The sequence below is a fragment of the Dehalobacter sp. DCM genome (assembly GCF_024972775.1).
Taxonomy (GTDB): domain Bacteria; phylum Bacillota; class Desulfitobacteriia; order Desulfitobacteriales; family Syntrophobotulaceae; genus Dehalobacter.
The window spans coordinates 340394-366430 of record NZ_CP092282.1; the positions used below are offsets into that span (position 1 = coordinate 340394).

29 protein-coding genes are annotated in these 26037 nt (G+C 46.0%); 27 read left to right on the plus strand and 2 right to left on the minus strand.

From position 1 onward, the window contains the following. The first annotated feature begins 3 nt into the window (after positions 1-3). The 5 genes from LPY66_RS01750 (at position 4) to LPY66_RS01770 (ending at position 3948) form a co-directional block, all read left to right on the plus strand. Positions 4-1146 (plus strand): aminotransferase class V-fold PLP-dependent enzyme, encoded by a 1143-nt coding sequence (locus LPY66_RS01750; protein WP_337986418.1) that lies wholly within the window; start codon positions 4-6, stop codon positions 1144-1146. Next, positions 1143-1379 carry a DUF3343 domain-containing protein gene (locus tag LPY66_RS01755; protein WP_021315377.1) on the plus strand — a complete coding sequence of 79 codons (237 nt, stop codon included), beginning with the start codon at positions 1143-1145 and terminating at the stop codon, positions 1377-1379. The genes LPY66_RS01750 and LPY66_RS01755 overlap by 4 nt, the downstream gene beginning before the upstream one ends. Positions 1380-1482: 103 nt before the next feature. After that, complete coding sequence (locus LPY66_RS01760; RefSeq protein WP_337986419.1) at positions 1483-1953, plus strand: HAD family hydrolase; 471 nt, start codon at positions 1483-1485, stop codon at positions 1951-1953. Between the two features lie 93 nt (positions 1954-2046). Beyond that, entirely contained in the window at positions 2047-2826 is a 780-nt protein-coding gene (locus tag LPY66_RS01765) for a radical SAM protein (RefSeq protein ID WP_443112514.1), read from the plus strand. A 177-nt stretch (positions 2827-3003) separates the two neighbouring features. Next, the gene (locus tag LPY66_RS01770; protein WP_337986421.1) at positions 3004-3948 is read left to right on the plus strand and encodes a LysR family transcriptional regulator; all 945 of its coding nucleotides are present in this window, start codon (positions 3004-3006) and stop codon (positions 3946-3948) included. Between the two features lie 15 nt (positions 3949-3963). On the opposite strand, the gene metF is transcribed toward LPY66_RS01770, so the two are convergent. Beyond that, entirely contained in the window at positions 3964-4821 is an 858-nt protein-coding gene (gene metF, locus LPY66_RS01775; RefSeq protein ID WP_337986422.1) for a methylenetetrahydrofolate reductase [NAD(P)H], read from the minus strand. Continuing rightward, a complete protein-coding gene (metE, locus tag LPY66_RS01780; protein ID WP_337986423.1) occupies positions 4818-7094 on the minus strand; it encodes a 5-methyltetrahydropteroyltriglutamate--homocysteine S-methyltransferase in 2277 nt (758 codons plus the stop codon). The genes metF and metE overlap by 4 nt, the downstream gene beginning before the upstream one ends. A 344-nt stretch (positions 7095-7438) precedes the next feature. On the opposite strand from metE, the gene ymfI reads away from it, so the two are divergent. From ymfI to LPY66_RS01890, 22 genes are all read left to right on the plus strand, one after another. Next, positions 7439-8179 (plus strand): elongation factor P 5-aminopentanone reductase, encoded by a 741-nt coding sequence (ymfI, locus tag LPY66_RS01785; protein ID WP_337986424.1) that lies wholly within the window; start codon positions 7439-7441, stop codon positions 8177-8179. 118 nt (positions 8180-8297) lie between these two features. Continuing rightward, positions 8298-8708, plus strand: a complete 411-nt coding sequence (locus LPY66_RS01790; protein ID WP_158208028.1) for a DUF3842 family protein — start codon at positions 8298-8300, stop codon at positions 8706-8708. A 10-nt stretch (positions 8709-8718) separates the two neighbouring features. Further along, the gene (locus LPY66_RS01795; RefSeq protein WP_337986425.1) at positions 8719-8907 is read left to right on the plus strand and encodes a CooT family nickel-binding protein; all 189 of its coding nucleotides are present in this window, start codon (positions 8719-8721) and stop codon (positions 8905-8907) included. A gap of 306 nt (positions 8908-9213) precedes the next feature. Next, positions 9214-10026, plus strand: a complete 813-nt coding sequence (locus LPY66_RS01800; protein WP_337986426.1) for a class I SAM-dependent methyltransferase — start codon at positions 9214-9216, stop codon at positions 10024-10026. A gap of 42 nt (positions 10027-10068) precedes the next feature. Beyond that, positions 10069-10599 (plus strand): FmdE family protein, encoded by a 531-nt coding sequence (locus tag LPY66_RS01805; RefSeq protein WP_337986427.1) that lies wholly within the window; start codon positions 10069-10071, stop codon positions 10597-10599. Between the two features lie 43 nt (positions 10600-10642). Then, on the plus strand, positions 10643-11728 hold the full coding sequence (locus LPY66_RS01810; protein WP_337986428.1) for a FecCD family ABC transporter permease: 1086 nt from the start codon (positions 10643-10645) through the stop codon (positions 11726-11728). After that, complete coding sequence (locus LPY66_RS01815; RefSeq protein ID WP_337986429.1) at positions 11725-12477, plus strand: ABC transporter ATP-binding protein; 753 nt, start codon at positions 11725-11727, stop codon at positions 12475-12477. The genes LPY66_RS01810 and LPY66_RS01815 overlap by 4 nt, the downstream gene beginning before the upstream one ends. A 71-nt stretch (positions 12478-12548) precedes the next feature. After that, on the plus strand, positions 12549-13667 hold the full coding sequence (locus LPY66_RS01820) for an iron ABC transporter substrate-binding protein (protein WP_337986430.1): 1119 nt from the start codon (positions 12549-12551) through the stop codon (positions 13665-13667). A gap of 121 nt (positions 13668-13788) precedes the next feature. Next, positions 13789-14364: a flavin reductase family protein gene (locus LPY66_RS01825; protein ID WP_337986431.1), complete on the plus strand. Its 576-nt coding sequence runs from the start codon at positions 13789-13791 to the stop codon at positions 14362-14364. 85 nt (positions 14365-14449) lie between these two features. Then, positions 14450-14944: a flavodoxin family protein gene (locus tag LPY66_RS01830; RefSeq protein WP_337986432.1), complete on the plus strand. Its 495-nt coding sequence runs from the start codon at positions 14450-14452 to the stop codon at positions 14942-14944. 613 nt (positions 14945-15557) lie between these two features. Next, on the plus strand, positions 15558-16151 hold the full coding sequence (locus LPY66_RS01835; RefSeq protein WP_021315130.1) for a DUF5714 domain-containing protein: 594 nt from the start codon (positions 15558-15560) through the stop codon (positions 16149-16151). Between the two features lie 14 nt (positions 16152-16165). Then, positions 16166-16486 carry a biotin/lipoyl-containing protein gene (locus LPY66_RS01840; RefSeq protein WP_337986433.1) on the plus strand — a complete coding sequence of 107 codons (321 nt, stop codon included), beginning with the start codon at positions 16166-16168 and terminating at the stop codon, positions 16484-16486. Continuing rightward, positions 16483-18810 carry a pyridine nucleotide-disulfide oxidoreductase/dicluster-binding protein gene (locus tag LPY66_RS01845; protein ID WP_337986434.1) on the plus strand — a complete coding sequence of 776 codons (2328 nt, stop codon included), beginning with the start codon at positions 16483-16485 and terminating at the stop codon, positions 18808-18810. Before LPY66_RS01840 ends, LPY66_RS01845 begins: the two co-directional genes overlap by 4 nt. Continuing rightward, the gene (locus LPY66_RS01850; RefSeq protein ID WP_337986435.1) at positions 18811-19026 is read left to right on the plus strand and encodes a DVU_1557 family redox protein; all 216 of its coding nucleotides are present in this window, start codon (positions 18811-18813) and stop codon (positions 19024-19026) included. A gap of 3 nt (positions 19027-19029) precedes the next feature. After that, on the plus strand, positions 19030-19815 hold the full coding sequence (gene trsM / locus LPY66_RS01855; RefSeq protein WP_337986436.1) for a DVU_1556 family methyltransferase: 786 nt from the start codon (positions 19030-19032) through the stop codon (positions 19813-19815). Between the two features lie 66 nt (positions 19816-19881). Next, the gene (gene trsS / locus LPY66_RS01860) at positions 19882-21297 is read left to right on the plus strand and encodes a radical SAM (seleno)protein TrsS (RefSeq protein ID WP_337988181.1); all 1416 of its coding nucleotides are present in this window, start codon (positions 19882-19884) and stop codon (positions 21295-21297) included. Continuing rightward, complete coding sequence (locus tag LPY66_RS01865) at positions 21281-21673, plus strand: hypothetical protein (RefSeq protein ID WP_337986437.1); 393 nt, start codon at positions 21281-21283, stop codon at positions 21671-21673. Before trsS ends, LPY66_RS01865 begins: the two co-directional genes overlap by 17 nt. A 4-nt stretch (positions 21674-21677) precedes the next feature. Then, the gene (locus tag LPY66_RS01870; RefSeq protein ID WP_337986438.1) at positions 21678-22568 is read left to right on the plus strand and encodes a phenylacetate--CoA ligase family protein; all 891 of its coding nucleotides are present in this window, start codon (positions 21678-21680) and stop codon (positions 22566-22568) included. 108 nt (positions 22569-22676) lie between these two features. Next, positions 22677-23063, plus strand: a complete 387-nt coding sequence (locus LPY66_RS01875) for a PadR family transcriptional regulator (protein ID WP_337986439.1) — start codon at positions 22677-22679, stop codon at positions 23061-23063. A 129-nt stretch (positions 23064-23192) separates the two neighbouring features. Next, complete coding sequence (locus tag LPY66_RS01880; RefSeq protein WP_337986440.1) at positions 23193-23891, plus strand: class I SAM-dependent methyltransferase; 699 nt, start codon at positions 23193-23195, stop codon at positions 23889-23891. 110 nt (positions 23892-24001) lie between these two features. After that, entirely contained in the window at positions 24002-24994 is a 993-nt protein-coding gene (locus LPY66_RS01885) for a radical SAM protein (protein WP_337986441.1), read from the plus strand. Between the two features lie 37 nt (positions 24995-25031). Further along, positions 25032-26036: an ABC transporter substrate-binding protein gene (locus LPY66_RS01890; protein ID WP_337986442.1), complete on the plus strand. Its 1005-nt coding sequence runs from the start codon at positions 25032-25034 to the stop codon at positions 26034-26036. The last annotated feature ends 1 nt before the right edge of the window (position 26037 follow it).

Here is a 26037-nt window from a genome sequence, read left to right on the forward strand (position 1 = left end):
ATTATGATTTACTTGGATCACGCCGCAACTTCGTTTCATAAGCCCCCGGAGGTAGCTAAAGCTGTTTATCGGACTTTGCAGGGAATTGGCAATAGCGGACGCGGAGCACATAGCGCTTCACTGGATGCCAGTCGTCTGGTCTATCATACGCGAGAGGCTATATCCGAATTATTTAATGTAGGAGACCCGTCGCGAGTGGTGTTCACTTGTAACGCTACTGAGAGTTTAAATATTGCAATCCAAGGCCTGCTTAAGGCTGGAGAACACTGCATCACGACAGCTATTGAGCATAATAGCGTGTTAAGACCGCTTTATCTTATGGAGGAGCGCGGCGTTCATCTGACCGTTGTTCCTGCAGATGCAAAGGGATGTATTGGTGTATCTCAGATAGAAGCTGCAGTTCGAACTGAAACTAAGGCAGTGGTTTTAACCCATGCTTCAAATGTAACAGGGAATGTTCTGGATATTGAAGCAGTTAGTACGATATGTAGTAAGCATAACCTTCTTTTTATAGTAGATGCTTCGCAAAGTGCGGGTATCATTCCTATCGACATGCAAAAGATTGGCATATCAGCACTTTGCTGTTCAGGGCACAAAAGCCTTCTTGGACCGCAGGGTACGGGCGTACTGTGCCTTGCCGATGGGGTTTTCCCTGCGGCGCTTAAGCTTGGCGGAACAGGAGTTGTTAGCTTTTCGCGCATCATGCCAAAGTTTCTGCCTGCAGCGCTTGAAGCAGGTACCTTAAATACGCATGGTTTGGCGGGACTCTTAGCAGCCTGCAACTACTTGAAAACATACGGACAGTTAAGGATCTTTAAGGAAGCTAGCGAACACGCCAAGCTGTTTGAGGAGGGTATCAAGAATATACCTGGAATCACTTTATATGGTGATTTTGAAGCTGCAGTCAGAACACCAGTGGTTGCACTTAACCTAAGAGATATTGATTCAGGGGAAATAACTGATGAGCTTTTTCTGCGTTTTGGTATCGCAACGAGGGCTGGCGCACATTGTGCTCCAGAAGTTCACCGGACCTTTGGAACTGAGGAACAAGGCATGGTACGTTTTAGTTTTTCACATTTCAATACTAAAAATGAGGTAAAGGAAGCAATAACTGCCTTAAAGATACTGGAAGAGGAAAGCCGATGAGACCAAAAGAACTCCAATGCGTTGTAACGTTTCAAACTACCACAGAAGCCATGGCTTTTGAGGAAGCTGCAAGAAAAGAAGGCTTGAAAGGCCGCATAATTCCATTGCCTAGAGATATTGCATCTGGATGTGGGCTTGTTTGGAGAGAAGATCCGCTTTGCAGAGTGGTGATAGAAAAGCTCCTTAAGGAACATCACCTCAGATATGATAGCATTTATGAATTAGTGATTTAATAGATTTTTAAATGGAAAGCATAAATATACTGTCAAGAACATCAGCACCATGATGAATATGGATATTAAATGATAAGAGATATTTACAGATGGGCGGGGAATTATGATTAACGTTAACATACCTGGGTATGGTGAACTAGATATAAAGAATTTGGTGCTTGATTATAACGGAACCTTGGCAACAGGCGGACTGCTTATAGATGGTTTGAAGGAAATAATTGAGGAGTTAACCAAGAAAATCAAAGTGTATGTTATAACTGCCGATACGTTCGGAAGTGTTGAATCAGAATTAATTGATCTGCCGATTGAAATTATTAAGCTGAATAGCGATGATGAGAGAAGAGAAAAGCTTGATCTGATTCAAAGACTTGGGCCAAAAGAAACTGTATCGATTGGTAATGGGAACAATGATGAGTTTATGTTAAAAGAATCGATTATTGGAATCTGCGTAATGGGTTCTGAAGGTTGTTCGAAAAAAGCATTGGATAGCTCAGATTTGGTGATTAACAGTATCAAGAGTACGTTAGAATTACTCAAATATACAAACCGACTGAAAGCGACTTTAAGATTTTGATTGTATTGTTTTGGAGGATCTGATGATTCAGCCTGAAAAAATACTCCGTATGACGGAGAGTTTATGTCCAGTTTGCTTAGATAAAATACTAAAATACCTGCTAAACACGTTCTGATTGATGGAGATGTTTATCTACAGAAAATGTGTGCCGAGCATGGAAATTTTTCTACAATTATCTGGCGCGGTGACGGTGAACTGGATTATAGTGCCTGGGAAAAAGAAAAATTGCGGGCACATCCTCAGGTGTGTCTGACTGAGGTAGAAAAAGACTGTCCTTATGACTGCGGCATATGCGCGGAACATAGACAACAAACCTGTTGTGTAGTGCTGGAAGTGACTGAACGCTGCAATTTGAACTGCAACTTTTGCTTTGCCAGCAGTGGAGGAGAGAAGAAAGATTCTTCTTTTGAACAGATCAGAGAATGGCTGGAGCATCTCGTAGAAGCTGGAAAACCGTTTATCCATCTTTCCGGAGGAGAACCGACTGTGCGTAATGATTTACCGGAAATCATCAGCCTGGCAAATCAGATGGGTTTTCCTTATATCCAACTAAATACCAACGGACTTCGTCTAAGTCTAGATCCGGAGTATGTTAGAAGGCTTAAGGAAGCCGGTTTATCTTCGGTCTTCATGCAGTTTGACGGTACGAGGGACGAGATCTACCTACAACTCAAGGGTCGCAGTCTTTTAGCTGTAAAAGATAAGGCGATCCAAAATTGTAGTGACAATCATCTTGGAATTGTGCTTGTCCCAACAATTGTTCCGGGGGTTAATGCAGTTAATATCTGGTGCATGAAGAAACTGTGGATTATGAATTTGTTGAGGACAGTCAGACGGTCATTATCGGGACCCCGGCCTATGCAGCAGACTTAAGCTGGCAGTTGAAAAAGTGGTTCGATACGGATTGGAATTGCACGCTGGCAGGGAAACTCGGCGCAGCGTTTGCCACACAAATACCTTCGGTTGTTAATAAGGCAGTCAGGCAGTGCCATTGATAATTTCTCAAAATACTGTATAATCATAAAATAAAACTATGGGCTGGGTAAAATTATGACACTCCAACAACTTAAATATATCATAAAAATAGTTGAATGCGGTTCTATTACCGAAGCGGCAAGGCAGCTTTTTATAACACAACCAAGTCTTTCAACTGCTGTTAAAGAACTTGAAACCGAACTTGGAATAGAAATATTTTACCGCACGAATAAAGGAATATCCTTGTCTGTTGACGGTACGGAATTCCTCTCTTACGCACGTCAAATTATAGAACAGACAGAGCTGATGGAGCAGCGCTATAGAGGGAAAAAACCGGCAAAGCAGCTTTGCTCAGTTTCTACCCAACATTACGCTTTTGCTGTCAATGCTTTTGTCGATTTGCTCTTGACCTTGGATGTCGATGAATATGAATTTACGCTTCGGGAAACAAGAACGTATGAGATCATTGAAGATGTTAAAAATTTGCGCAGTGAAATCGGAATTATTTATTTCAGTGATTTTAACGAAAAGGTTTTGTATAAGCTGCTGAAAGAAAACCACTTGGTGTTCAATCCTCTTTTTGAAGCTGATCCTCACGTTTTTATCAGTTCAAAGCATCCTCTTGCCAAGAACACGTCCGTTACGCTTGAAGACTTGGCGGATTACCCGGTTCTTGCCTTTGAACAAGGTGAGTATAATTCCTTTTATTTCTCGGAAGAAATTCTCAGCACAGTCCCCCGCAAGAAAACAATCCATGTCAGTGACCGCGCCACTCTATTCAACCTGTTGATCGGGTTAAACGGATATACGATTTGCACCGGTGTTTTAAGTACTGATTTAAATGGCGAAAACATAATTTCCGTACCGCTGATGACAGACGAAAGAATTCGTGTCGGCTGGATTGCCAACGAAAAAGCTCGTCTCAGTTCAATCGCGCTTAATTATATCTCAAAACTGAAACGGTTGATTACCGAGTACGGATACACAGTTATCGAGAACAATGCCTCAGCTTTAAAGTAGGAGGAGGCATTGCTATCAGGCAACAAGCAAAGTATTTATTGCTTCATAGATTCGATGCGCAATATATGGATTATTCATTGTGTACAGGTGTATTCCATCTACCCCCTGAGCTATTAAATCGATTATTTGGTCGATGGCATAGGCAATACCTGCATCCCGAATTGCTTCCGGATTGTTTTCGTACCTGCCCATGACCGACAGGAATTTTTTCGGAAGGTTCACTCCGCAAAGGGTAACCATACGCTCAATCTGCTTCTTGTTCACAACAGGCATGATGCCTGCCTCAATCGGAACATTGATTCCCGCATTCACAGCCCGTTCCCGAAACGAATAGAAATATTGATTATCGAAAAACAACTGTGTAATCAGCTGGTCCGCTCCCGCATCCACCTTGGTTTTTAGATTGTAAATATCTTCAACCACACTTGCGCATTCTTTGTGTCCTTCCGGATAACAAGCTCCGATAATATGAAAGTCGCCGTTAGCTTTAATAAAAGAAACCAAATCGCTGGCATGCTGAAAATCGTTCTTTGTTGCAGAACTGGCATCGCCGCGAAGCGCAAGGATATTCTCTATACCCGCTTTTTTGCAATCATCCAATATTTTCAGAACATCTGTTTTGGAAAGGTTGATACATGGAAGATGGGCAACATTTTCAATCCCATAGGTATTTTTTACAACCGAAGCGATTTCCAACGTTTCGGTATTGTTTTTGCCTCCACCCGCGCCGTAGGTCACACTGATAAAGTCGGGATTCAATTCCTGCAGTTGGTCAACCGTATCGTAAATCGTGTTAACTGCGGAGGTAGGTTTGGGTGGAAATATCTCCAACGACAGTACCCTTTTCGTTTTAAATATTTCAGATATCTTCATTCTTGCAGTTCCCTCCTAGCCTTAACTGCCGCGGCAACCATATTTTCAAGGCTCGGCAGGACCTCTGCATTGCCTCTCGTTTTCAGTCCGCAGTCAGGGTTGACCCAAAGCTTTTGTCTGGGTATTTTCTCAAGCATTTTGGAAACAGCTTCTTTCATTTCAGAAACGCTTGGAATTCTCGGAGAATGGATATCATAAACACCCGGGCCGACTTCTGTTTTAAATTCGCATTCCCTTAATGCGTCGACAATCGTGAGATCGGAACGCGACGCTTCGAAGGTAATTACATCCGCATCCATCGCCTCAATCTCCTTGATAATATCCGAGAACTCGCTGTAGCACATGTGGGTGTGGATTTGCGTTTCCGGTTTCACGGAGCTGTGGACAAGCCGGAAAGCAGGAATTGCCCAGTCGAGATACTCACTGTGCCAATCGCTTTTTCTCAGCGGCAGTTTTTCTCGGAGAGCCGCTTCGTCAATTTGAATAATTTTGATGCCGTTTGCTTCCAGGTCGAGCACTTCCTCCCTGATGGCAAGGGCAATCTGAAAAGCGCATTCCTTAAGCGAGATATCTTCACGGGGGAATGACCAGTTCAAAATCGTTACCGGACCGGTCAGCATCCCTTTCATGTATTTCGATGTAAGGGACTGCGCATAGACAGCGTAATCTACCGACATAGGCCGGGCGCGGTATATGTCTCCCCATATAATAGGAGGTTTCACACACCTTGTACCGTAAGACTGCACCCACGCTTTTTCGGTAAATAAATATCCGTTAAGATTTTCACCGAAATACTCGACCATATCGTTACGTTCAAATTCGCCGTGAACAAGCACATCAAGGCCTATTTTTTCCTGCAACGCAACACATTTCGCAATTTTTTCCTTATTGAACCTGGTGTACTGCTCCAATGATATTTTGCCTTTTTTATAATCAGAACGGTTTGCCTTGACCTCTTCCGTCTGGGGGAAAGAGCCGATTGTCGTTGTCGGAAGTAAAGGCAGCTGAAACTTTTCTTTTTGAATGGTTTCACGCTCTGCGAAGGCAGGATATCTGAGAAAATCATCCTGAGAAAGCGCCGCAACGGCAGCTTGCACAGCTGGCTTATTGCAGTTCCTGTTTTTATTTATAGTTTGGGCATTTTTCATAGATTCTGCGGTTTCAAACGGATTATTGTTTGATAATATTTTCTTCAGCTCTGAAAGCTCACCGAGCTTTTCCTCGGCGAAGGCAAAATGTTTTTTGTGTTTTTCCGAAAGACCATCCTCATGCTTTAGGGTGTAGGGTACATGCAACAGAGAACAGGAAGTGTTTAAAACAACTTTTTTACAGCTTTGAGATATCTTCTCAATTAATCCGAGCGTCTTGGCATAATTGTTCCGCCATATATTCTTGCCGTTGACTACACCGGCAAAAAGCGTTTTGTCAGCAGGGAACCCCAAACTTTCAATAAGCTCTAGGGTCTTTTTTCCCTCAACAAAATCAAGACCTATTCCGTCAAAAGCCATTGCGGCAACCTCGCGATAACAATCCCGAATGTCGCCAAAATACGTTTGCAGGAGCACTTTGGCGTTCCCTTTATGCAAAAGGATTTCGCCGTACAATTGACCGAAAAGGTTTTTGTCTTTAGCCGTCAGGTCCATGACAAGAGCCGGTTCGTCGAACTGAATCCAAGTTGCGCCGAGGGTGTTAAATAAATCGAGAATATCCGAATACGCCTGAACGATATCCGCTATAAAATCCTCGGCTGTTTTTTCACCCGTAAATCTTGTCAGCTTTAAAAATGTATAAGCTCCGATCATAACCGGTTTTGTTTCTAATCCGAGATTTTTTGCTTCCAGATACTCATTGAAAGGTTTGGTTCCTACGAGATAAATATTCATGTCGTCTTCAATTTCCGGCACCATATAATGATAATTGGTGTTAAACCATTTTTTCATGGCAAGCGCCTTTACATCGCCTTTTTCGCCTTGATATCCTCTGGCCATTGCAAAATATTCATCAATCGGCTCAAGTTGCAATTGCTTATATCGTTTCGGAACAGCGTTCAGCAAAACGGCGATATCCAGCAGATTATCGTAAAACGAAAAATCATTTGACGAAATGAAGTCAATGCCGTTTATACTTTGCGCTTCCCAGTGTGTTTTCCTGAGTTCAAAAGCAGCTGCTAGAAACTTATCTCTCGATAATGCACCCTTAAAATACTTTTCCGTAGCAAATTTTAATTCCCTTAACGCACCCACTCTGGGATAGCCGATTACAGATGTTTGCATTATAATTCTCCCCCTCGGTGTTTCTGTAATGCCATTCTACTATGGGAGCTTCGTCATAGAATAATGTCTATTTTTTATGCTTTTGCATAGGATCAAACTATGGATTGGAAACTCCTCTATGGACACGGCAAAAATAATAGCATATAATTCAAGATATAATATTTGAGTCAAGAAGAAGACTGTGATTAACTTATTGCAGATTGATGGCGATAAAATGAACATTTAATGTAACGAACCACGAAGGTTGCATAATCCGCAGGAGCGGGTACTGGCTTTTGTGGTTTTGCTGTTCAAAAGCTGCACAAATTAATTTGCCTTATAATATAACTGATGGGAACGGAAAAATGGAAAAAAGAAAAACGGTTATTATTACCGGAGCATCAAGGGGTATTGGCAGAGCAATGGCGGTATTGTTTGCGTCGGAAGGCTATCATGTGCTTTTTACCTATAACCGGTCGAGAACCGAAGCATATAAAACACATAATGACTTAAAGAAAAAGGGTCAGTCAGTGGCAGTTTGTAAAACGGATATTACCAAACGCAAGCAGACCGATTTAATGGTCGAACGTTGTATTAAGCTATTCGGCAGTGTGGATATTTTGATTAATAATGCCGGGATAGCCCAACAAAAGCTTTTTTCGGATATTGCTGAAAAAGAATGGGATATGATGATGAATATCAATCTCAAAGGCGTTTTTAACTGTACCCAGAGTGTTCTTAAACACATGCTCGTACAGAAGGAAGGTAAGATCATCAATGTTTCTTCAATCTGGGGAATGGTCGGAGCCTCCTGCGAGGTCCATTATTCCGCTGCCAAGGCAGGCGTGATCGGCATGACGAAAGCCTTGGCCAAGGAACTAGCGCCAGCGAATGTCCAAGTCAATTGCATTGCTCCGGGCATCGTTCAGACGGATATGCTTGATTCATTTAGCGATGAAGAGTTAAATGCGTTAAAACAGCAAACTCCTTTAATGAAATTAGGCAGTCCAGAGGACATAGCTTCTTGCGCTTTATATTTGGCATCTGAGGGAGCGGATTTTATTACGGGCCAGGTGATAAGTCCAAATGGCGGATTTGTAATTTAGATTGGTAATTAAAAGGTTATTATCTGGACATGGAATGTTGAAAAGAGTATAATAACTTCAAAATTTTTAATACAAACAGTTTGAAGAAATTGCTTTCGTATTGTTTGAGGAGAATGGTATGCGGATTGCTGTAATAGATGGTCAAGGCGGCGGCATCGGCAAAGCGATTGTCGAAAAGCTTCGGAGGGAACTGCCTGAAGATATGGAAATCATTGCTCTGGGCACAAACGCACTGGCCACATCTTTTATGCTGAAGGCCGGTGCCAATGAGGGGGCTACAGGAGAAAACGCGATTGTGTTTAATGCAGGCAAAGTCGATATTATTATGGGAACGGTAGCAATTATTGCTGCAAATTCTATGCTTGGCGAGTTAACCCCCGTTATGGCCAAAGCGATTGCTGAAAGTCCAGCCAAAAAAGTTCTTCTGCCGCTAAACCGGTGCAATATTGACATAGTAGGAGCAGATAAAAGCCAGCCCCTGCCGCATTTGATAGATAGTGCCATCCAAAATATTAAAGCATTATTTTGAGGTGAGAAAAATGTGTGAAGCAAATGTTTATCTAATTGATGAAAAAGGAGAAGAAAAACTGTTTCTCGAATCGGTAGACAAGATATTTCCAGAAGAAGAAAACCTTGTGCTGGAGAATATCTTTGGTGAAAGGAAAATTGTTAAGGCGAAAATCAAAGGAATGGAACTGGTGGATCATAGAATCGTGCTGCAAAAATAAGTTATTTGATAAATATTTTTTTGATATAGACATGTAATTTAATATGTCTTATAATTTGACTATCAAAACTGAGTCATGAAGACTCATAGGTATTTAGATCCAAAAAACCAAACGAAAGATATGGATTAGAGCAAGCCACGAAGGCTGAGAAACATCCGCAGGAGCGGAGGTTCAGCTTCGTGGTTTTTTATTTTTGCGAAATTCCGCATTTGGTAACAAGAGAACAATGAGAATTTTAATCCCCCCCTAGCGGATTGTAGAATATGGGAAATCCTGATACTCTAATTTTCAACTGAGGTGATAAAAATGAATATCGAAGAAATCCGAGAAAGATGGAGCCTGAAAGAACAAAACAAAAAAGCCAGCTTAGATATGTGGAATTCAATGGCCGGAAGCTTCGGTGAAAATGTTCGCCCTGGTTTTGAGGAAGATGTGTTTTTGAAGCTGCTGATAAACAAGAATATGCTGAATCCGAAAGGACTGATCCTGGACGTCGGATGCGGAGCGGGCAAATATGCGTTGGCCTTAGCCGGCAGATGCAGTCAGGTGACCGGTGTTGACCTGTCTCCTCAAATGATTGAGATCGCCAAGCGAAAGAAAGTTGAGTTCGGAATAAAAAATGTGGATTTTCTCTGTGAAGACTGGCATTACTTGGACATTGAGAAAGCCGGATGGCAACACAAATTTGACCTCGTGTTTGCCCATATGACACCAGCCGTTCAAAGTGCGGATACTTTTGAAAAGCTGAGTACTGCATCGAAAGGCTGGTGTATACTCTCCAAGCCGATTCGGCGAACCGATCCGGTGTCTGATGCCGTTAAAGCGCTGGCTGGAATTAAGGAGAAGCGGGAAAGCAGTGACGAAGAGCTGGTATTCGCGTTTGAGCTTCTTTGGCGTCAGGGGTATCTTCCGGAACTGGAATATGAGAAACAGGTTTGGAAAATGAGGAAAACGTTGGAACAGGCAAAAGGTATGTATATCAACCGGATAAAAACTTACCGTGAAATTTCCCCAGCAGAAGAAAAAGAAATCGAAACCTATTTGGGCTCCTTGGCCAAGGATGGTTTTGTTCATGAAGAGGTTGATACAATCATCGCAACAATGGTTTGGCAGGTTTAATGTAAGACCGGATCAATAATAGCAAACAAGGAGGAACTGAAAATGTGTGTAAAACTTACCGAATGGGAAAAGGCGGTAGAATTCCATGGCCATCAATGTCCTGGACTGGCTATCGGTTATAAAGCGGCAGTCACGGCTCGGGAAAAAATGGGCGTGCGCTTTTCCATGGATGAAGAAATTGTCTGTGTTACCGAAAACGATGCCTGTGGTGTCGATGCGATCCAGGTCATGACCGGCTGCAGCATGGGAAAAGGGAATCTGATCTATAGAGGAACCGGTAAAATAGCGTTCAGTTTTTTTAACCGAAAAAACGGAGAAAGCCTGCGTTTAATTCTAAAGCCGTTTAAAGGGGAAATGAACAGGGAAGAGCGGCAGGCATATATCCTGAACGCCCCGGCAGAAGAGATTTTTCAGATGATGAAACCAAGTTATGAATTGCCTGAAACGGCAAGAATTTTTACCTCAGTGGTTTGTGAATCCTGCGGGGAAAGCGCGCCGGAACATAAAATCAGACTGCAGGACGGCAAAAAAGTTTGTCTGGACTGCTTTAAAGATTACGGCAGGGGCTGGTAGAGATAGGGTAATGAAAGAAAAAAGTTAGAAGGAATAAGACCTAATGAAGCATAAACAAACTGACGCATGCAATTTACAAGAAATGGATATCTATCGCCAATATACATATAAGAAAAAAATAGTGATTTTGGTGCTGGCTTTTTTAATTGTCTTGTTAGCTGTAGCCGCTGTCAACGCCGGCTCATTTAATCTCAATCCGATTCAGGTAATTCAATCGCTCCTGGGAAAAGGGAGCGATGCTTCCAGTGTTGTCATCTGGCAAATACGGATGCCCAGGATTCTGGCGGCGATAACTGCCGGCGCTGGGTTGGCGGTGGCCGGATGTGTCATGCAAAATAATCTAAGGAACCCGCTGGCCGCGCCTGATACGCTGGGTATTTCCCATGCGGCGGCTTTCGGAGCGAATATTGCCATTATTGTTTTAGGAGCCGGCAGTATTTCCAGTACAAGTACGGATGCGGTGACCATCAATAATCCCTATCTGGTTACGCTTTGTGCTTTTGCCTGTTCTATGGCGGCAACGCTGGTGATTTTGCTGTTGGCAAGAATACGGGGCTTTTCGCCCGAAGCTATGATCCTGGCAGGGGTAGCGCTGAATTCCCTGTTTATGGCTGGAACCATTCTGATCCAATATTTTGCCAGTGATGTCCAGGTGGCTGCCGCCGTTTTTTGGACTTTCGGGGATCTGGGAAGGGTTGCCTGGAGGGAAGTATTGATTCTGGCCTGTCTTGTGATTTTCGCCTTTATTTATTTCCTGTTTAAAAGGTGGGACTATAACGCGCTGGACAGCGGAGAAGAAACCGCCAAAAGTCTGGGCGTTCACGTGAAAAGAGTCCGGCAGGGAGGCATGTTTGTTTCGGCGTTAATAGCCTCAGTAGCGGTATCTTTTCTCGGTATTATCGGTTTTGTCGGACTTATCGCGCCTCAGATCATGCGCAGGATTATCGGAGGTGATCACCGCTACTTGATACCGGCTTCCGCTCTGATGGGATCCGTGCTGATGCTTTTTTCCGATACAATTGCCAGGACCATGGTTGCCCCGGTAGTGCTTCCTGTTGGAGCCATCACTTCCTTCTTTGGGGCGCCGCTCTTTTTATACTTGCTGATAAGGGGGTATCAAAGACGATGATTTTATCCGTCCAAGGATTGGCGTTTAAGTACCCGAGCCGGGGGGTATTGCAGGACATCAATTTTTCCGTGGCCAAAGGAGATTTTCTGGCTATTCTAGGAGTAAACGGCGCGGGGAAATCCACACTGCTCAAATGTCTGAATAAAGTGTTAAGCCCTCATGCCGGTACGGTGTTTATCCGGGAGGAAGATACCGGCAAACTTAGCCGGAGGGAACTGGCCAAAAGAATCGGTTATGTTGCCCAGCGTCAGGAAAATGCTTTCGCCACCGTATTTGATGCTGTTCTTTTAGGAAGAAAGCCGTATATTCAATGGGAAGCTTCCCAAAAAGATATAGAAATTACCCGCAAGGCTTTAAAATCTCTGGATCTGGAAGGATATGCCTTGCGTTACCTGAATGAACTCAGCGGGGGAGAACAGCAAAAAGTTGTCATAGCCAGGGCCTTGGCGCAAGAACCTGAACTGCTTTTGCTGGACGAACCGACCAGTAGCCTAGACTTGAAAAACCAGCTTGAGGTCGTCAAAATTGTCCGGAGTGTGGTCCAAGACAAGCAAATGTGCGCGGTGGTCACGATGCATGACTTGAATCTGGCGATCCGATATGCAAATAAGTTCCTCCTGCTGAAAAACGGCGTTATTTTTGCCGTCGGCGGTCTTGAAGTGATGACGCCCGAAAATATTGAAAGTGTTTATGCTGTACCGGTCAGAATCAAAGAAATAGAGGATATCCCGGTTGTGGTGCCGGTTTAAATATTCCGACCCAATGAGAGTATCCAAACAAAAGAATCGAACTGAAGAAAAATATGAATTGGAGGGTAAAAATGAAAAGGAAGTTTATCTCACAAAGACAATTAATCGCACTAACCCTGGCGGCTCTCTTCTGTCTGACCTTTGTGTTCAGCGGTTGTTCCGCCCAATCATCCCAGAATGCTTCCGCAAAGTTCACGGTAACGGATACGCTGGGAAGACAAGTTGAAATCAATGGAACAGCTAAAAAAGTGGTTGCGATCGGTCCTGGAGCTTTAAGGCTTTGCTGCTATTTCGAGAATACGGATATATTTGCGGGTATTGAGCAAATGGAAATCGATAGTCCGACAGGAAGACCATACTTTTATGCCAATCCGTCGCTGGCGAAGCTTCCGGTTATTGGGCCGGGAGGACCCAATAACGCTCCGAATCCGGAACAAATTCTTGCCGTAAAACCGGATGTTATTTTTACAACTTACGCAGCGGATCAAGCCACTGCCGATAACTTGCAGTCCAAAACCAGTATTCCGGTTGTGGCGTTAAGCTATGGCCAAACATCAACTTTTGATCCCCAGGTCGATGCTTCCCTGACACTTATCGGCAAAATTATCGGCATGGATAAAAGGGCTGAGGAATTAGTCGGTCTGATGGCCCAATACAAGACGGATCTGGATACCAGGACCAAAGATGTGGCTGACACTCAGAAACCGTCCGCTTATGTCGGCGGCTTAGGAATGAAAGGCGTCCACGGCATAGAGAGTACGCAGGGCAATTACTCGCTCTTTAATGCCGTCCATGCCATTAATGTGGTCGATGAAACTGGGAAAACAGGTTCTTTGATGATTGATAAAGAAAAATTGATCAGTTGGGATCCGGATAAGATCTTTCTTGATGGGGCCGGATATGCTTCGGTTCTTGAAGACTATAAGAAAAACCCTAAGTTCTATCAAAGTTTGTCTGCAGTAAAGAACGGAGAACTCTATGCCCTGCTTCCGTATAATTACTATACGACCAATATCGATACATCAATCACTGATGCTTATTACATCGGCAAAGTCCTTTATCCCGAACAGTTTAAGGATGTCGATACCGAGAAAAAAGCGGATGAAATTTATCAGGCGCTTTTAGGAAAAGATGCTTATGCCCAGATGGCTAAGGATTTTGGTGGGTTTAGGAAACTTGAGCTGAAGTAAAACGCTTTTTCTCAGTCAATCGTTAGCTTTAATTGATATAAACATAGGGATTAACACCCATCAGGCTGAAAAATACACCTGATGGGTTACTTCTAATCATGATAGTAAAGAGGTGTTTCATGTGATACTGGAACCGCGTAAAAGAGAACAGATTATGCCTTTACCGGTCGCCCTTATTTCGACAATGAGCAAAGACGGTGTGCGTAATATTGCTCCCTGGTCGAATATTACCCCGATTCTAAGACCCTATGAGGAAATAATTTTGGCTTCCTGGATAAAGAGAGATACATTAACCAATATTCGGGAAACAGGAGAATTTGTCATAAATGTTCCTCCGACTAATCTGGCTGATGCGGTGATGGTTTGTTCCAAAAATTATCCTCCGGAAGTTGATGAGTTTCTGAAAGCTGGTTTAACGCCGTTCCCGTCCAAACAGATCAAGGTTCCGGGAATTGAAGGGTGTTTGGCTTGGGCGGAATGCAAGCTGGTTGAAGAAATACTCCGGGAAAAGTATTCGCTGGTGATTGGTCAAGTTGTTCACCTGGAGGTAAATGCGTCCTTCTTCAATGAGGACGGAGACATGGATTTTGAACGTGCTCAGCCGCTTTCAGTGATGTTGGGTAATGAACAAATGTGGTTTACGAGGCCGGTTTTTACCGGAAGGAAAGCAGACTATGCCGAGATGTTCGTTAAATAATTTATTATAATAAACAATAGCTCTTTAAAGAATAAAGATTGCTTGCTGATTATTTGAGCTTAAAGATTATTACAGGGAGGCTAGCATGAAGATTACTGTTTTATATGTCAGTGTTACAGGCAATACGGAAAAAATGGCAGGGTATATTGAAGAAGGAATTGAAGAGACGGGATGCGTCGAAGTAAGACTGATGAATCTGGCCCAGGAAGAGACCATGGATTATGGTTTCATCGAAGACAGTAAGGCAGTCATTATCGGGACACCGGCTTATGTCGCGGATATGTGCTGGCAATTAAAAAAATGGTTCGATACGGACTGGAATTGCAGCTTAGCCGGAAAGCTCGGTGCAGCGTTTGCTACCGCAAACTGTATGCATGGCGGAGCAGACCTGGCGATTTCCAGTGTTTTGAGTCATATGCTGGTCAAGGGTATGCTGGTATACTCGTCCGGGATGGGCTGCGGCAGACCGTTCATTCATTTGGGACCTGTTGCGTTAAGAGACGATCTGGAGGGAAAAAAAGAACTATTTCAGTTATTTGGAAGACGGGTTGCAGAAAAAGCGGTGGAATTATTTCGCTAAAGTCGTATTAGGGGATGCGGCAGAGCAGTAAAACGATAAAAGAAAATAAGAAGGTTTCTGCTTACAGCCAGTTTAGTTTTCAGGGTCAAAAAACATAATCATAGTATGGAATAAAAAGCAGGGTACATCTCCTGCTTTTTATTATAAAAAAGTATCAAAATGATAAATGTTGTGCAAAATCGAAAAATAGCGCAATGATAAAAAAATAGGTAAAGCGTGGAAAGTCCCTGTTTTAAAGGATTGTAAGAAAAAGCATATTCTGGCACGAAAAATGCATCAATATTCTACGGTAAGACAATTTATATAATATTACTCATGAGGCATTGATAATAAAGAGAATTGTCGGTAAGACGAATTATACTTTAGCGAAATGAGGAGGTGATACTTTGTACAAATATTTGGTGAGTCTTAGAAAACAGAAAAACGCAATAAGCATGCCCAATAAAAGGAATATACCTTTAAATCCTTATGCTATAAACAAGCATTACGTTAAGCAAAGCTTGAACATAAACAGTAAAGACTCGCAACGGACAGATTTGCAGACAGTAAATTGATCTAAAAACAATCAAATGAATGACGGTCTGTCCGAACGAAACGAAAGGTAGTATTTTTTATGGAAGAACGGTTAAATAATTTTGATTTATACGGATATATTACAGCACAATGCCTGAAATATTACAGTGAATCTCCGTCCAAGCCCCCGCTGGAGATGGCGGAAGCCCTGATGGAACACCCGGATTTTCTTATGCATTGTCCGGAGCACCACTATCTGGTGCCGGCAGTGCTGCTCACGGCGGCCTGCCGGATGCAAGGGCGGCCGGCCGACGATTTGGCGAAGCTTCTGGAGGAAACTCAAACCCGTTCCAAAAATGTGCTGGGCGCTTTTTGCGGCTTGTATGGCGCTTGTGGCGCGGCCATCGGCATAGGCATCTATGCCAGTGTGCTGACCAACACCACTCCTTATTCAGTGGAAACCTGGTCCGCGGTCAATCTCGGCACAGCGGAAAGCTTGTTGGAAATGGCCAAAATAAACGGCCCGCGCTGCTGTAAGCGCAATACCTATCTGGCGCTGCAATATGCTTCGAGCTTCAGCCGGGAACACCTGGGAATTGATCTGGCGGATTGCGGCGCGATTCAGTGCACGCACAGTGCACGCAACAAAGAATGCAAACGTGGACAATGCCCGTTTTATCAGCAAAGCGTGTAAAAGGGGGACGATGAATGTCAAAAGTGGCGATAACGGTTCCGGATTTGGCCAAGAAAGTTGTCGGCAAATATGCCTGTGAATGTGAAAAGAATCCATTGGATATGCAGGATAAGGAAGGACAGGTTTTTTGGCTGGCGGACCTTGAGGATTGGGTGGAAGAAGGGGAAACTGTCTGCGAAGGCGAAGTCCAAAAAACCACCATTCAAATACCCGCTCCTTGTTCCGGCCGGATCGGGGAGATTTGCCTGGACGACGGCGAGACCTTCCGGCTCGGGGATATTTTAGGGTATATGGAAACAGATGGAATAGAGCACATCACTGAGGAGGAGCAATGATCTCGAATCAAATCAAAAAAACAGAGGCGCAATGCATAGCCGAACACGCGCCTTTTTGTCAGGCGGCTTGCCCGCTGCACCTGCCGGTGCGTAAGCTGGTAAGTCTCATCCGGAAAGAGAATTTAAGCGGGGCGGCGGGGCTAATCCAAAAGTACGTATATTTTCCCAGACTTGTGGCCAAAGCCTGCCCGGCCCCCTGCGAGCAGGCCTGTCAAAGGGCGGAGCTGGACGAGAGCATTGCCGTTAACCTACTGGAAAGAGCGGTTGCGGCCAATGCATCGTTCCCGGCGCCGCAGCTGGCACCGGAAATTCAAATCAGAAAAAAAGTAGCCCTTGTCGGCGGGGGACTCAGCGCCTTAGCTGCCGCCTGGGTTCTGTACGAAAAAGGGTTTGCCCTCACACTCTTTGAAAAAAGCGGAAATCTGGGCGGCAGAGTACATACAGTAGCGGGTGTCAGCGTGAAAGACGTCGCTTTGGATTTGGCCCCGCTTACGGCGCTGCCCATTGAATTCCGTCTGCAGACTGAGATCGGCAGAGATATTCCGTGGAAGCAAATTCTGGAGGAATATGACGGCGTCTACCTGAGCGGAGATGAGACCTTAGCTGAAGCTGTACTTGGTGATCGTGACATCGACATCAAGATCTTGCAGACCGGCAATCCTAAGGTTTTCATCGGCGGCGGCATCTTAAGGGAAGGCGAAGATTACTCTATTGTCCAGTCTATTGCCGACGGGCGCAGGGCGGCTGTATCCCTGGACCGTTTTTTAAAAAATAAATCGCTGACAGCGGCCCGTTATGGGGAAGGGGCTTATGAAAGCCAACTTGAATTTCAACCACAGGTCCAGGCGATAACGAGCCGGGTTAAGCCGGCCCAAAGCGAATACAGCGTGGACGAGTGTCTGGCGGAAGCCGCACGTTGTCTGGACTGCCGCTGCACCAGCTGCAGCCGGGAGTGCAGGCTGGCGGAACGTTTCCAGAAATTTACCAAGTCTTATATTAAAGAAATTGCCGACGCTGCTCCGGTTATGGGCGGCGGCGCGGATAAAGGGGAAGAGACAGGCTGCACGCGCTGCGGTTTGTGCGAGGATATCTGCCCCAATGCCCTGCCTTTATCCGGCGGGGAAGGGCCAGAGAGAAGAAATAAGCTGAATAAGCCTGGTAAACTTGATAAGCCAGGCCAACTGGAACAGTCAGGGCACGCTGTCGTGCAGGCGGAGACGAAGACGGACGATCTCCCGGTAAGAGACATGATTTTTTCCAACAGCGACGAATTTAGCTTATGCCGTCACCGCGCCGGCCGGGAAGAAAGCGCCTACCTGTTTTTCCCGGGCTGTCAAATGGCAGCGACCATGCCGGAATATATTGCCCCGGCTTACCGCTATTTACAGGAAAAATTGGATAGTGTCGGAATATTCCTGGGATGCTGCGGCGCGCCGGCGGACTGGGCCGGGCAGCCGAAGCTTTTCGAGCAAACTATGGCTGAATTGCTGGCGAAATGGTCCCGGCTGGGCAAACCGGTTATGATCGTCGGCTGCGGAACTTGCTACCAGCAGTTTAAAGCGGCCGAACCCCAGATGCGGGTGAAGTTTTTGTGGGAGGTTTTTGCCGAATACGGGTTGCCTCAGGCCCGGAGACAGCCGCGCACGGTTGTGGTGCACGACAGCTGCACAGTCCGTCATGAAAAAGAGGTTCAGGACGCTGTCCGGCATATATTGCAGGAAGCCGGCTATCAGATCGAAGAACTGGAATACAGTAGGAATAAAACCAAATGCTGCGGCTACAGCGGTTTGGTTTTCTGTGGAAATAAAGATGCCGCCCTGAAGGCGGCGGTGAAAAGAGTTGGCGAGAGTCCTTTGGATTATCTGGCTTACTGTGCGGTTTGCCGTAATTTTTTTGTCAGCGTCGGCAAGCCGACCTATCATATTCTGGATGTGATTTTTGGTCAGGATACGCCGGAAAAAGCCTGCCGTCCCGCGCCGGGCCTGAGGCAAAAGGAGGAAAACCGCCGGGGCTTGAAAATAGCCTTGCTGCAGGAGTTTTATCCGGACGGCCGGGGACCGGACCAGGATGACGGACCGCTGCTTTTCATCAGCCCGCCGATCCGCCGCCTGATGGAGGAGCGGCTGATTGATGAGGACAATATCCGAAAAGTTATTCGTTTTGCCGAAGCGCAGAACCGGAAGTTGATCCGTCCGGCGGACAATCATTTTCTTGCCGGCTATAAACCGGGGATTATCACCTACTGGGTGGAATACGCGCCCAAAGACGGGGGCTACGAAATCTATAACGCTTATAGTCACCGTATCAGCATTGGGGAGGATTAAATGGCAAATTTTCAATTGGAAGTCAAAAACGACGAACGGATCCGCTGCGTGGCCTGCGATGTCGAACTGGAACCTTTGCCGGTAACGATGAGCTATCTGGAGAGCACGTTCCCGGTGAAAATCCTGAGCTGTCCGCGGTGCGGCCAAAGCTATATATCCGAGAGCCTGGCTTTAGGCAAGATGCTGGAAGCGGAAACGGCTTTGGAGGAGAAATAAAGGATGATAAAAGACGATAGGACAGAAAGATTAACGTTTATGAGTGAATTACAGGATGAGGCGCAAGGTTCGCCCGAAGACACCAGCGTCTTATATGAAAATGAAGAATTTCAGCAATACACGGAAGAAGCCTTACGTCCCGGCGGATTGGAACTGACCAGAAAAGCTCTGAAAATTGCCGCGTTTCCTGTTGGCAGCCGCCTGCTGGATATCGGCTGCGGCTGCGGCAAAACAACGGAGTTTTTAGCTTTGGAGTGCGGGATGGAAGCTTTGGGCATTGATATTTCCGCAGAACTGATCGCCAAGGCCAAAGCCCGCAACAGCACGCTGAACGTTCAAGTGGGGAGTGTATACGACCTGCCGTATGCAAATGACGCTATCGACGGCGTGCTGACGGAATGCGTCTTTACCCTTTTTGAGGATAAACCGCTGGCTTTGGAACAGATCCGGCGCGTTCTGGCCCCCGGGGGCAAGCTGATTATCAGCGATTTGTATATCCGGGAAAATGCCCAGGCTTTTTCCCAGCTGCCGATGGTGACCTGCATTAACGGCATCACCAGCCAGGATGTGGTTTGTCAGGAAGTGGCCGGCGCTGGCTTCAAGCTGAAGGAGTGGCATGACGAGACCTCTGTCTACAAGGGTTTTCTGGCCGGTCTGATCATGAATTACGGTTCAATCTCCGCTTTTTGGGAGAGCCTTTTGGGTTCCTGTGACAAGGCGTGTACGGTGCAGCAAAATATCAAAAATGTTAAGATCGGCTATTATTTGTCCGTTTGGGAAAAAGAGTAGGTGGTGGGAATGGTGCGCAAAGATAATGAAACCAATGAAACAAGTAAAATCATTGAAGCCAATGAAATGAACGAAAGCAACGAGCGAAAAGCCAGGAGAAAAGTCCTTAAGGAGACGGTCAGCGTGTGCCCGGTTTGCCTGGAACGAATTCCGGCCCAAAAGACCGCTTATGGCGATAATATTTACTTGGAAAAGACCTGCCCGGAGCACGGTGACTTTAAAAGCCTGGTCTGGGAAGGCAAACCAAGATATCAAGTCTGGCTGCGCCAGGAGGACAACAACAAGCCGGTGATCTGTGATACCGAAACGGAAAGGGGCTGTCCTTACGATTGCGGCATCTGTCCGCAGCACGAGCAGCAGGCTTGCTGCGTCCTGATCGAGCTGACCCAGCGCTGCAACCAGAACTGCCGGTTCTGCTTCGCGGACGCAGGGCATGCCATGGCGGAAATGAGTCTGGAAGAAATAAGCAGCCTGTACGATTCTCTGCTGGAACGCAGTCCCGGACGTCCGTTCAATATCCAGCTTTCAGGCGGTGAACCGACTTTAAGGAAAGATCTGGCGGAGATCATCCGGCTGGGAAAGGACAAAGGCTTTCCTTACATCCAGGTCAACAGTAACGGCAAGCTGCTGGCGGCGGATCCGGCTTACGCCCAAAGCTTGGCGGCAGCCGGACTGGACTGTGTGTTTCTGCAGTTTGACGGAACCGATGATGAAATTTACCGGGAGATCCGTTCCGAGCCGCTCCTGGCTATTAAAAAGCAAGCAATCAAGAATTGCGGGCAGGCCGGGGTCAGTGTGGTATTGGTCGTCACGGTCGTTCCGGGCGTCAATGACGGGCAGATCGGAGCCGTCGTCGATTTCCTGTTGGCCAACCTGCCGGTGGTGCGCGGCATCCATTTTCAGCCGGTCAGCTATTTTGGTCGTTTTCCGAAGGAACCCAGCGATGAGATGCGTTATACTATCCCTAAGCTTTTGCGCGATCTGGAAGACCAGACACAGGGCCGCTTAAGGACCGCAAATTTTATCCCGTTGGCTACCGGTCATTCTCTTTGTTCCTTTCACGGCACGTTTCAGATTAAGTCCGACGGCCAAATTGCGGCTATTTCCACTCCGCCCGAGAAGGCCTGCTGTTCCTGCGGGCAGGACGCGATTATCGGCGCCCGTAATTATCTGGGACGCAAGTGGGGGGCGAGAACAGGAAACGCCGCAGGCGGGAGTACAAGCGACGGCGACAGCGGCAGCGGCGTTGTCAGTGAGCACGGCGAACCCGCTTTTGACGATTGGGACCTGTTTATCAAACAGATCCATGAAAACGGCTTCAACATTACAGCCATGGCTTTCCAGGACGTCTGGAACATCGACTTGGAACGCCTGCAGAAATGCCGGGTCCATGTGGCCACCCCCACCCATAAATTGATTCCTTTCTGTGCTTACAATTTAACCGATCAGGAAGGAAGGAGCCTGTATGGGCGGTATTGCTAAGCTTACCGAGCTTACCCCTCTGGAAAGCTGGGTGGCGAAAAAAATAGACGTGAATAAGCTCAGCCTTCCGGCTCTCCGGGCGTATCAGGAACGTTCCGCGCTGGCCGGACTGGCTTACGCGGCGGAACGTTCCGCTTTTTACCGTTACTTGTATAAGGATATTTTATTAAAACAAATTCGCAGCCTAGCGGATTGGGACAAGCTGCCGCTGATCAGGGACAGGGACGTGCGGGAGCAGGGTTCCCGAATGCTTTGTGTTGGGCAGGAGGATATCCGGCGGATTGTCACCCTAGACAGCAGCGGGACAACCGGTATTCCGAAACGGATTTTTTTTTTCCCGGGCCGATCAGGAACTGACCATGGATTTCTTTGCTAACGGGATGACGACCATGTCGAAAAACGGTGATAAGGTGCTGATCCTGCTGCCCTGCGCCCGTCCCGGCGGGGTGGGGGATTTGCTGGCGGCGGGCCTGGAACGTTTTGGCGCGGTACCTCTGAAGTACGGACCGGTTGATGATTGTGATAAGGTCGTCGCATTACTGTTTCGAGAAAGGCCGCAGGTTATCGTGGCCAATCCGGTGCAGATGCTCTTAACAGCCTATTACTACCGACAGAAGGTAAACGAAGGGGTCGCGCCCATTGACCTGCGGGCTATCCTGCTGAGTACGGATTATGTCGCCGATAGTCTGAAAGAATGCTTGGCGGAGATTTTTCATTGCCGGGTCCACGAGCACTACGGGATGACGGAAATGGGGCTGGGCGGCGGCGTGTCCTGCAGCGCGCTTAAGGGCTACCACTTGCGGGAAGCGGACATGTACTGGGAAGTGGTGGACCTCAGCGGCAGGTCTTTGCCGCCCGGGGAATATGGAGAAATCGTCTTTACCACCCTGACCCGGGAAGCGATGCCGCTGATCCGCTATGCAACCGGCGATAAAGGCCGTTTCCTCAAAGAACCCTGCACCTGTGGCAGCGTTCTGCCCCGATTGGACAAGGTCAAAGGGCGTTTAGACAGTCCGCTGGATCTGCCGGCCCTGGACGAGATTATTTTTGCTTTCGACGGGGTTGTAGATTTTCAGGGCCGACTGGAGGGCGATGAGCTGCTGCTGACGGTCTGCTGTCTGGAACCGGGGTACAAATGGCAGGCTGCGGACATCGAAAAAGCCTTGCCCTGCAGGGCAAGGCTGGAAATTCAATACGGCATCCGGTCCCATATGTACCAGTTGAAGAAACGGCAGATCAGCACAAAGACAGCGGATGAAGAGATGGGATAAACAAACATTTTCGATTGATACCGGCGAAATACTGGGGATTTGCACGTGAAGTTCCGGTATTGTTAGGGTGTAGGTTTCTTCAATATACTGGTAAAGAGGTGATTTTTGGTGAAAAACAACGAACAAAATCTTATCAATAATGATAAAGGCAAATGCTCCTGTGAGGGCTATAACCTCGACAAGCTGATCCAGCCAAAGATACTGGTCCTGTTGAACAAACATCATGAAGGGCTGCACGGGTATCGGATTATTGAGATATTGAACCACCAACCACTTTGGAATGAACCGGTCGACAGTACGGGAATATACCGGGCACTAAAGATAATGGAAGAAAAGAAACTCCTGCTGTCAGACTGGGATACCAGCGGAACAGGCCCTGCTAAAAAAGTTTATAAGATAACGGAACCAGGCCGAATATGTCTTAATAACTGGGTGAAAACCCTGAAGAAGTATCAGGAGAGCATTTTGCTGATCCTAAGCGATTTTGAAAAATAAGATTTTTTTTGGCCGCTAACAGATTAAGTCTGATAAGTGAAAATCTCAAGCAGTAATTGAAATAGAGAATAACGATTTTAACAAAAAGACTAGAAAAGAAGATGCAATGAAATTGGAGGATTTCAAACAATGAATGCTGGCAAGACCTCACCGGTAGCCCCTGAGTACGACCAAAAGATAGAAATCACTATGCCTATGTACAGGTTGTTTCACACAGAAACGATTGATCTGATAAAAAGTATTCATCCAGCGCCGGGAAAGTGGCTTGATACGGGTTGCGGAACAGGCAATTTGATTCTATCTGCGCTAAAAACATTTGACTGCACGAAGTTTGTGCTGGCTGACCCTTCCACGGAAATGATCAATATTGTCAGAAAAAAGCTTTCTTGTTCACGAGACCGTCTGGACCGGAGAGCGCAAATCGAATTGCTGCCACCCGTCGCGTCTGAAAATATCGGTTTGCCGGACTGGGAATTTGATATTGTCACGGCAATTCAGGTGCATCATTTCCTGAGTCCGGAAGAAAGGAAAAGAGCGACGGGAAATTGCTTTCGAATGCTAAAACCGCAGGGGATATATATCACTTTTGAAAATATCAGGCCGTTTTCGGAAACAGGTGTGGCAATTGGTCTGGCGAGGTGGAAACAGTATCAAATAACGCAGGGCAAGAGTAAAGAAGAGGCTGAAAAACATATCCAAAGATTTGATCAAGAATATTTTCCTATTAATATTAAAGAACATCTGCTTTTATTAAAAGAAGCGGGATTTTCAATGGCGGAGGTATTCTGGGTATCTTTTATGCAAGCGGGTTTTTATGCGGTTAAATAGACATCCTCTACCTTGATTGAGGATTAGTAAAAATGAAGACAGACAATTTTCTGAGTGAAGAATTATATGGCCTAGATTGAGAAATAAAAAAACAAATAGGAGATTGAGTGATGACGGATTTGGAATTAATAGACTTTGCAAAGCAGAACGCGCTAGCCGGAAAAACGTTGGATAAAGCGAGCATTGTCCAGTTGCTGTCGATTCAGCCGGACTCTCCCGCAGACAAGGCTCTCGGAAAAGCAGCCAGGGAAGTGGCCGCGTCCGTAACCGGAAACCGGGGCTATCTATGGGGAGCCATTGGCCTTGACGCGGTACCGTGCAGTATGAACTGCGAATTTTGCTCCTTGGGGGAAAAATGGGGGATTGTTCAAGAAAGTAAAAAAATTAGTGATGAAGAGATCATGGCTAAGGTTAAGCAGTTTGCTGAAATCGGAGCAAGCTGGATTATTCTCCGCACGACAGAATTTTATGATCTGAAGAAGTTAGGCACTTTTGCTGCCAGAATAAAGAAGAAGGTGCCCGGGCAGTACCTGCTTGGAATAAATGTCGGAGAGTTTGATTTAGAAACCGCAAATTATTTATACAAATCGGGAGTGGATATCGTTTATCATACCGTAAGACTTGGCGAGGGTAAAAATACCAGGTTTTCAATAGAGGAAAGGTTGGAAACGATTAGGGCTATCAGAGAATCCCCTCTGCAATTGGCTTTCTCTGTTGAACCTGTCGGCATAGAACACACAAATGAAGAAATCGCCGATCTGATTGTCGTAGCCTGCGAAAACGGGTCTGTCCAGACAGGTGGAATGGCGCGCATTCCAGTGAAGGGAACCCCTCTTGGCGATTTGCCCCAGGTCTCTGATGAAAGGATGGCGCAAATCGGAGCGGTCATCCGCTTAGCCAACGGGCAAGGGGATGTTTGCATTTATCCGCCGTCAGAACAGGCCTTAGAGAAAGGGGCAAATGTACTTATTATAGAAACGGGAGCTATTCCCAGGGACAGCGATTGTTATTCCGAAAAAGAATGGAAACAATTCAGCGCGGATAAAGCAAGAGCTTGGTTTGATAAACATGGTTTCCAGTCCGGAGTCAAGAAAAACGGCTAGAAATTTATTGAGTGTTAACTGAAAGGAAGAAAATTTTATGAAAAGAGTTATTAAATCGATTAGTGTCCTTGTTATTGCCTTATTATTGGCAGGCATGTTCACAGGGTGCAGCGGCACAGAGAAAGCGGCAAAAACATCTTCGGATCCTGCCACAAAAGGGTCAGTCCAGATGAAGGTGGGGACATCCAAATCGCCTCAAGCCATGATCCCGTATTTTTATCAGCAGTTCCTTCCGGAAAAATATTCAAGTGAAGTCATATATTTCTCCAGTATTTCTGATTCCGTAAACGCACTTATGGCAGGAACGCTGGATGCGACTTCCTGCAGCATGGTAAATGTGATTTCAGCAGCCTCAAAAGGTCAACCGGTCGTTGTTTTATGCGGGATATGCAACAAATGCTCGGCTCTGGTAGCCGGTGTCAATTCCGGGATTGAAAGCGAAAAGGATCTTAAAGGGAAAAAAATCGGCTATTTGCCGGCTTCGGCGCACCACTTGCTGCTTTTGGACGTTTTACGCCGCAACGGGCTGACCCAGGACGATGTGACCCTGGTGCGCCTGGAAAGGGAAACCGCGAATGACGCTCTGAAAAACGGGGACATCGACGCTTTCATGATCGGCGAACCAAGGCCTTCGCAGGCTGTAGCCGGCGGTTACGGGAAAATCATCAGCTATCCTTATTTTGACGACAGTGTGGGTACAATTAATGCCGTTATGATTACGACAAAAGAAAATGCCGAAAAAAACAAGGATATGATCCAGGACATGGTGACAGCTCATTGCGAGGCAACCGATTATTGCAATGCCAATGTGGATGTCTGGCAGGAAAAGGCTGCCGCTGAATTAGGTTTCGATCCCAAAGTTCTGAAAATTGCCCAAAGCAATACAGAAATTTTCTATGATATTACCCCGGAATATATCCAGCAAACCAAAAACCTGGCTCAGCAGATGCTGGATTTAAAGATGATTACCCAAATACCGAATATAGAGGCTATGTTTGATTTGAGCTTTTTGGAAGAAGCTGAAAAAGAAATCAAGAACTAAG

What these genes read in the sequence shown, in the direction of transcription:
- metF (WP_337986422.1), bottom strand. Translation starts at nt 4,821, where the DNA reads ATGAAGATATCTGAAATATTTAAAACGAAAAGGGTACTGTCGTTGGAG.
- LPY66_RS01810 (WP_337986428.1), top strand. Translation starts at nt 10,643, where the DNA reads ATGAAGCATAAACAAACTGACGCATGCAATTTACAAGAAATGGATATC.
- LPY66_RS01760 (WP_337986419.1), top strand. Translation starts at nt 1,483, where the DNA reads ATGATTAACGTTAACATACCTGGGTATGGTGAACTAGATATAAAGAAT.
- LPY66_RS01790 (WP_158208028.1), top strand. Translation starts at nt 8,298, where the DNA reads ATGCGGATTGCTGTAATAGATGGTCAAGGCGGCGGCATCGGCAAAGCG.
- LPY66_RS01880 (WP_337986440.1), top strand. Translation starts at nt 23,193, where the DNA reads ATGAATGCTGGCAAGACCTCACCGGTAGCCCCTGAGTACGACCAAAAG.
- metE (WP_337986423.1), bottom strand. Translation starts at nt 7,094, where the DNA reads ATGCAAACATCTGTAATCGGCTATCCCAGAGTGGGTGCGTTAAGGGAA.
- trsM (WP_337986436.1), top strand. Translation starts at nt 19,030, where the DNA reads ATGATAAAAGACGATAGGACAGAAAGATTAACGTTTATGAGTGAATTA.
- LPY66_RS01830 (WP_337986432.1), top strand. Translation starts at nt 14,450, where the DNA reads ATGAAGATTACTGTTTTATATGTCAGTGTTACAGGCAATACGGAAAAA.
- trsS (WP_337988181.1), top strand. Translation starts at nt 19,882, where the DNA reads ATGAACGAAAGCAACGAGCGAAAAGCCAGGAGAAAAGTCCTTAAGGAG.
- LPY66_RS01815 (WP_337986429.1), top strand. Translation starts at nt 11,725, where the DNA reads ATGATTTTATCCGTCCAAGGATTGGCGTTTAAGTACCCGAGCCGGGGG.
- LPY66_RS01835 (WP_021315130.1), top strand. Translation starts at nt 15,558, where the DNA reads ATGGAAGAACGGTTAAATAATTTTGATTTATACGGATATATTACAGCA.
- LPY66_RS01805 (WP_337986427.1), top strand. Translation starts at nt 10,069, where the DNA reads ATGTGTGTAAAACTTACCGAATGGGAAAAGGCGGTAGAATTCCATGGC.
- LPY66_RS01845 (WP_337986434.1), top strand. Translation starts at nt 16,483, where the DNA reads ATGATCTCGAATCAAATCAAAAAAACAGAGGCGCAATGCATAGCCGAA.
- LPY66_RS01820 (WP_337986430.1), top strand. Translation starts at nt 12,549, where the DNA reads ATGAAAAGGAAGTTTATCTCACAAAGACAATTAATCGCACTAACCCTG.
- LPY66_RS01870 (WP_337986438.1), top strand. Translation starts at nt 21,678, where the DNA reads ATGACGACCATGTCGAAAAACGGTGATAAGGTGCTGATCCTGCTGCCC.
- LPY66_RS01885 (WP_337986441.1), top strand. Translation starts at nt 24,002, where the DNA reads ATGACGGATTTGGAATTAATAGACTTTGCAAAGCAGAACGCGCTAGCC.
- LPY66_RS01755 (WP_021315377.1), top strand. Translation starts at nt 1,143, where the DNA reads ATGAGACCAAAAGAACTCCAATGCGTTGTAACGTTTCAAACTACCACA.
- ymfI (WP_337986424.1), top strand. Translation starts at nt 7,439, where the DNA reads ATGGAAAAAAGAAAAACGGTTATTATTACCGGAGCATCAAGGGGTATT.
- LPY66_RS01770 (WP_337986421.1), top strand. Translation starts at nt 3,004, where the DNA reads ATGACACTCCAACAACTTAAATATATCATAAAAATAGTTGAATGCGGT.
- LPY66_RS01890 (WP_337986442.1), top strand. Translation starts at nt 25,032, where the DNA reads ATGAAAAGAGTTATTAAATCGATTAGTGTCCTTGTTATTGCCTTATTA.
- LPY66_RS01795 (WP_337986425.1), top strand. Translation starts at nt 8,719, where the DNA reads ATGTGTGAAGCAAATGTTTATCTAATTGATGAAAAAGGAGAAGAAAAA.
- LPY66_RS01750 (WP_337986418.1), top strand. Translation starts at nt 4, where the DNA reads ATGATTTACTTGGATCACGCCGCAACTTCGTTTCATAAGCCCCCGGAG.
- LPY66_RS01800 (WP_337986426.1), top strand. Translation starts at nt 9,214, where the DNA reads ATGAATATCGAAGAAATCCGAGAAAGATGGAGCCTGAAAGAACAAAAC.
- LPY66_RS01840 (WP_337986433.1), top strand. Translation starts at nt 16,166, where the DNA reads ATGTCAAAAGTGGCGATAACGGTTCCGGATTTGGCCAAGAAAGTTGTC.
- LPY66_RS01865 (WP_337986437.1), top strand. Translation starts at nt 21,281, where the DNA reads ATGGGCGGTATTGCTAAGCTTACCGAGCTTACCCCTCTGGAAAGCTGG.
- LPY66_RS01850 (WP_337986435.1), top strand. Translation starts at nt 18,811, where the DNA reads ATGGCAAATTTTCAATTGGAAGTCAAAAACGACGAACGGATCCGCTGC.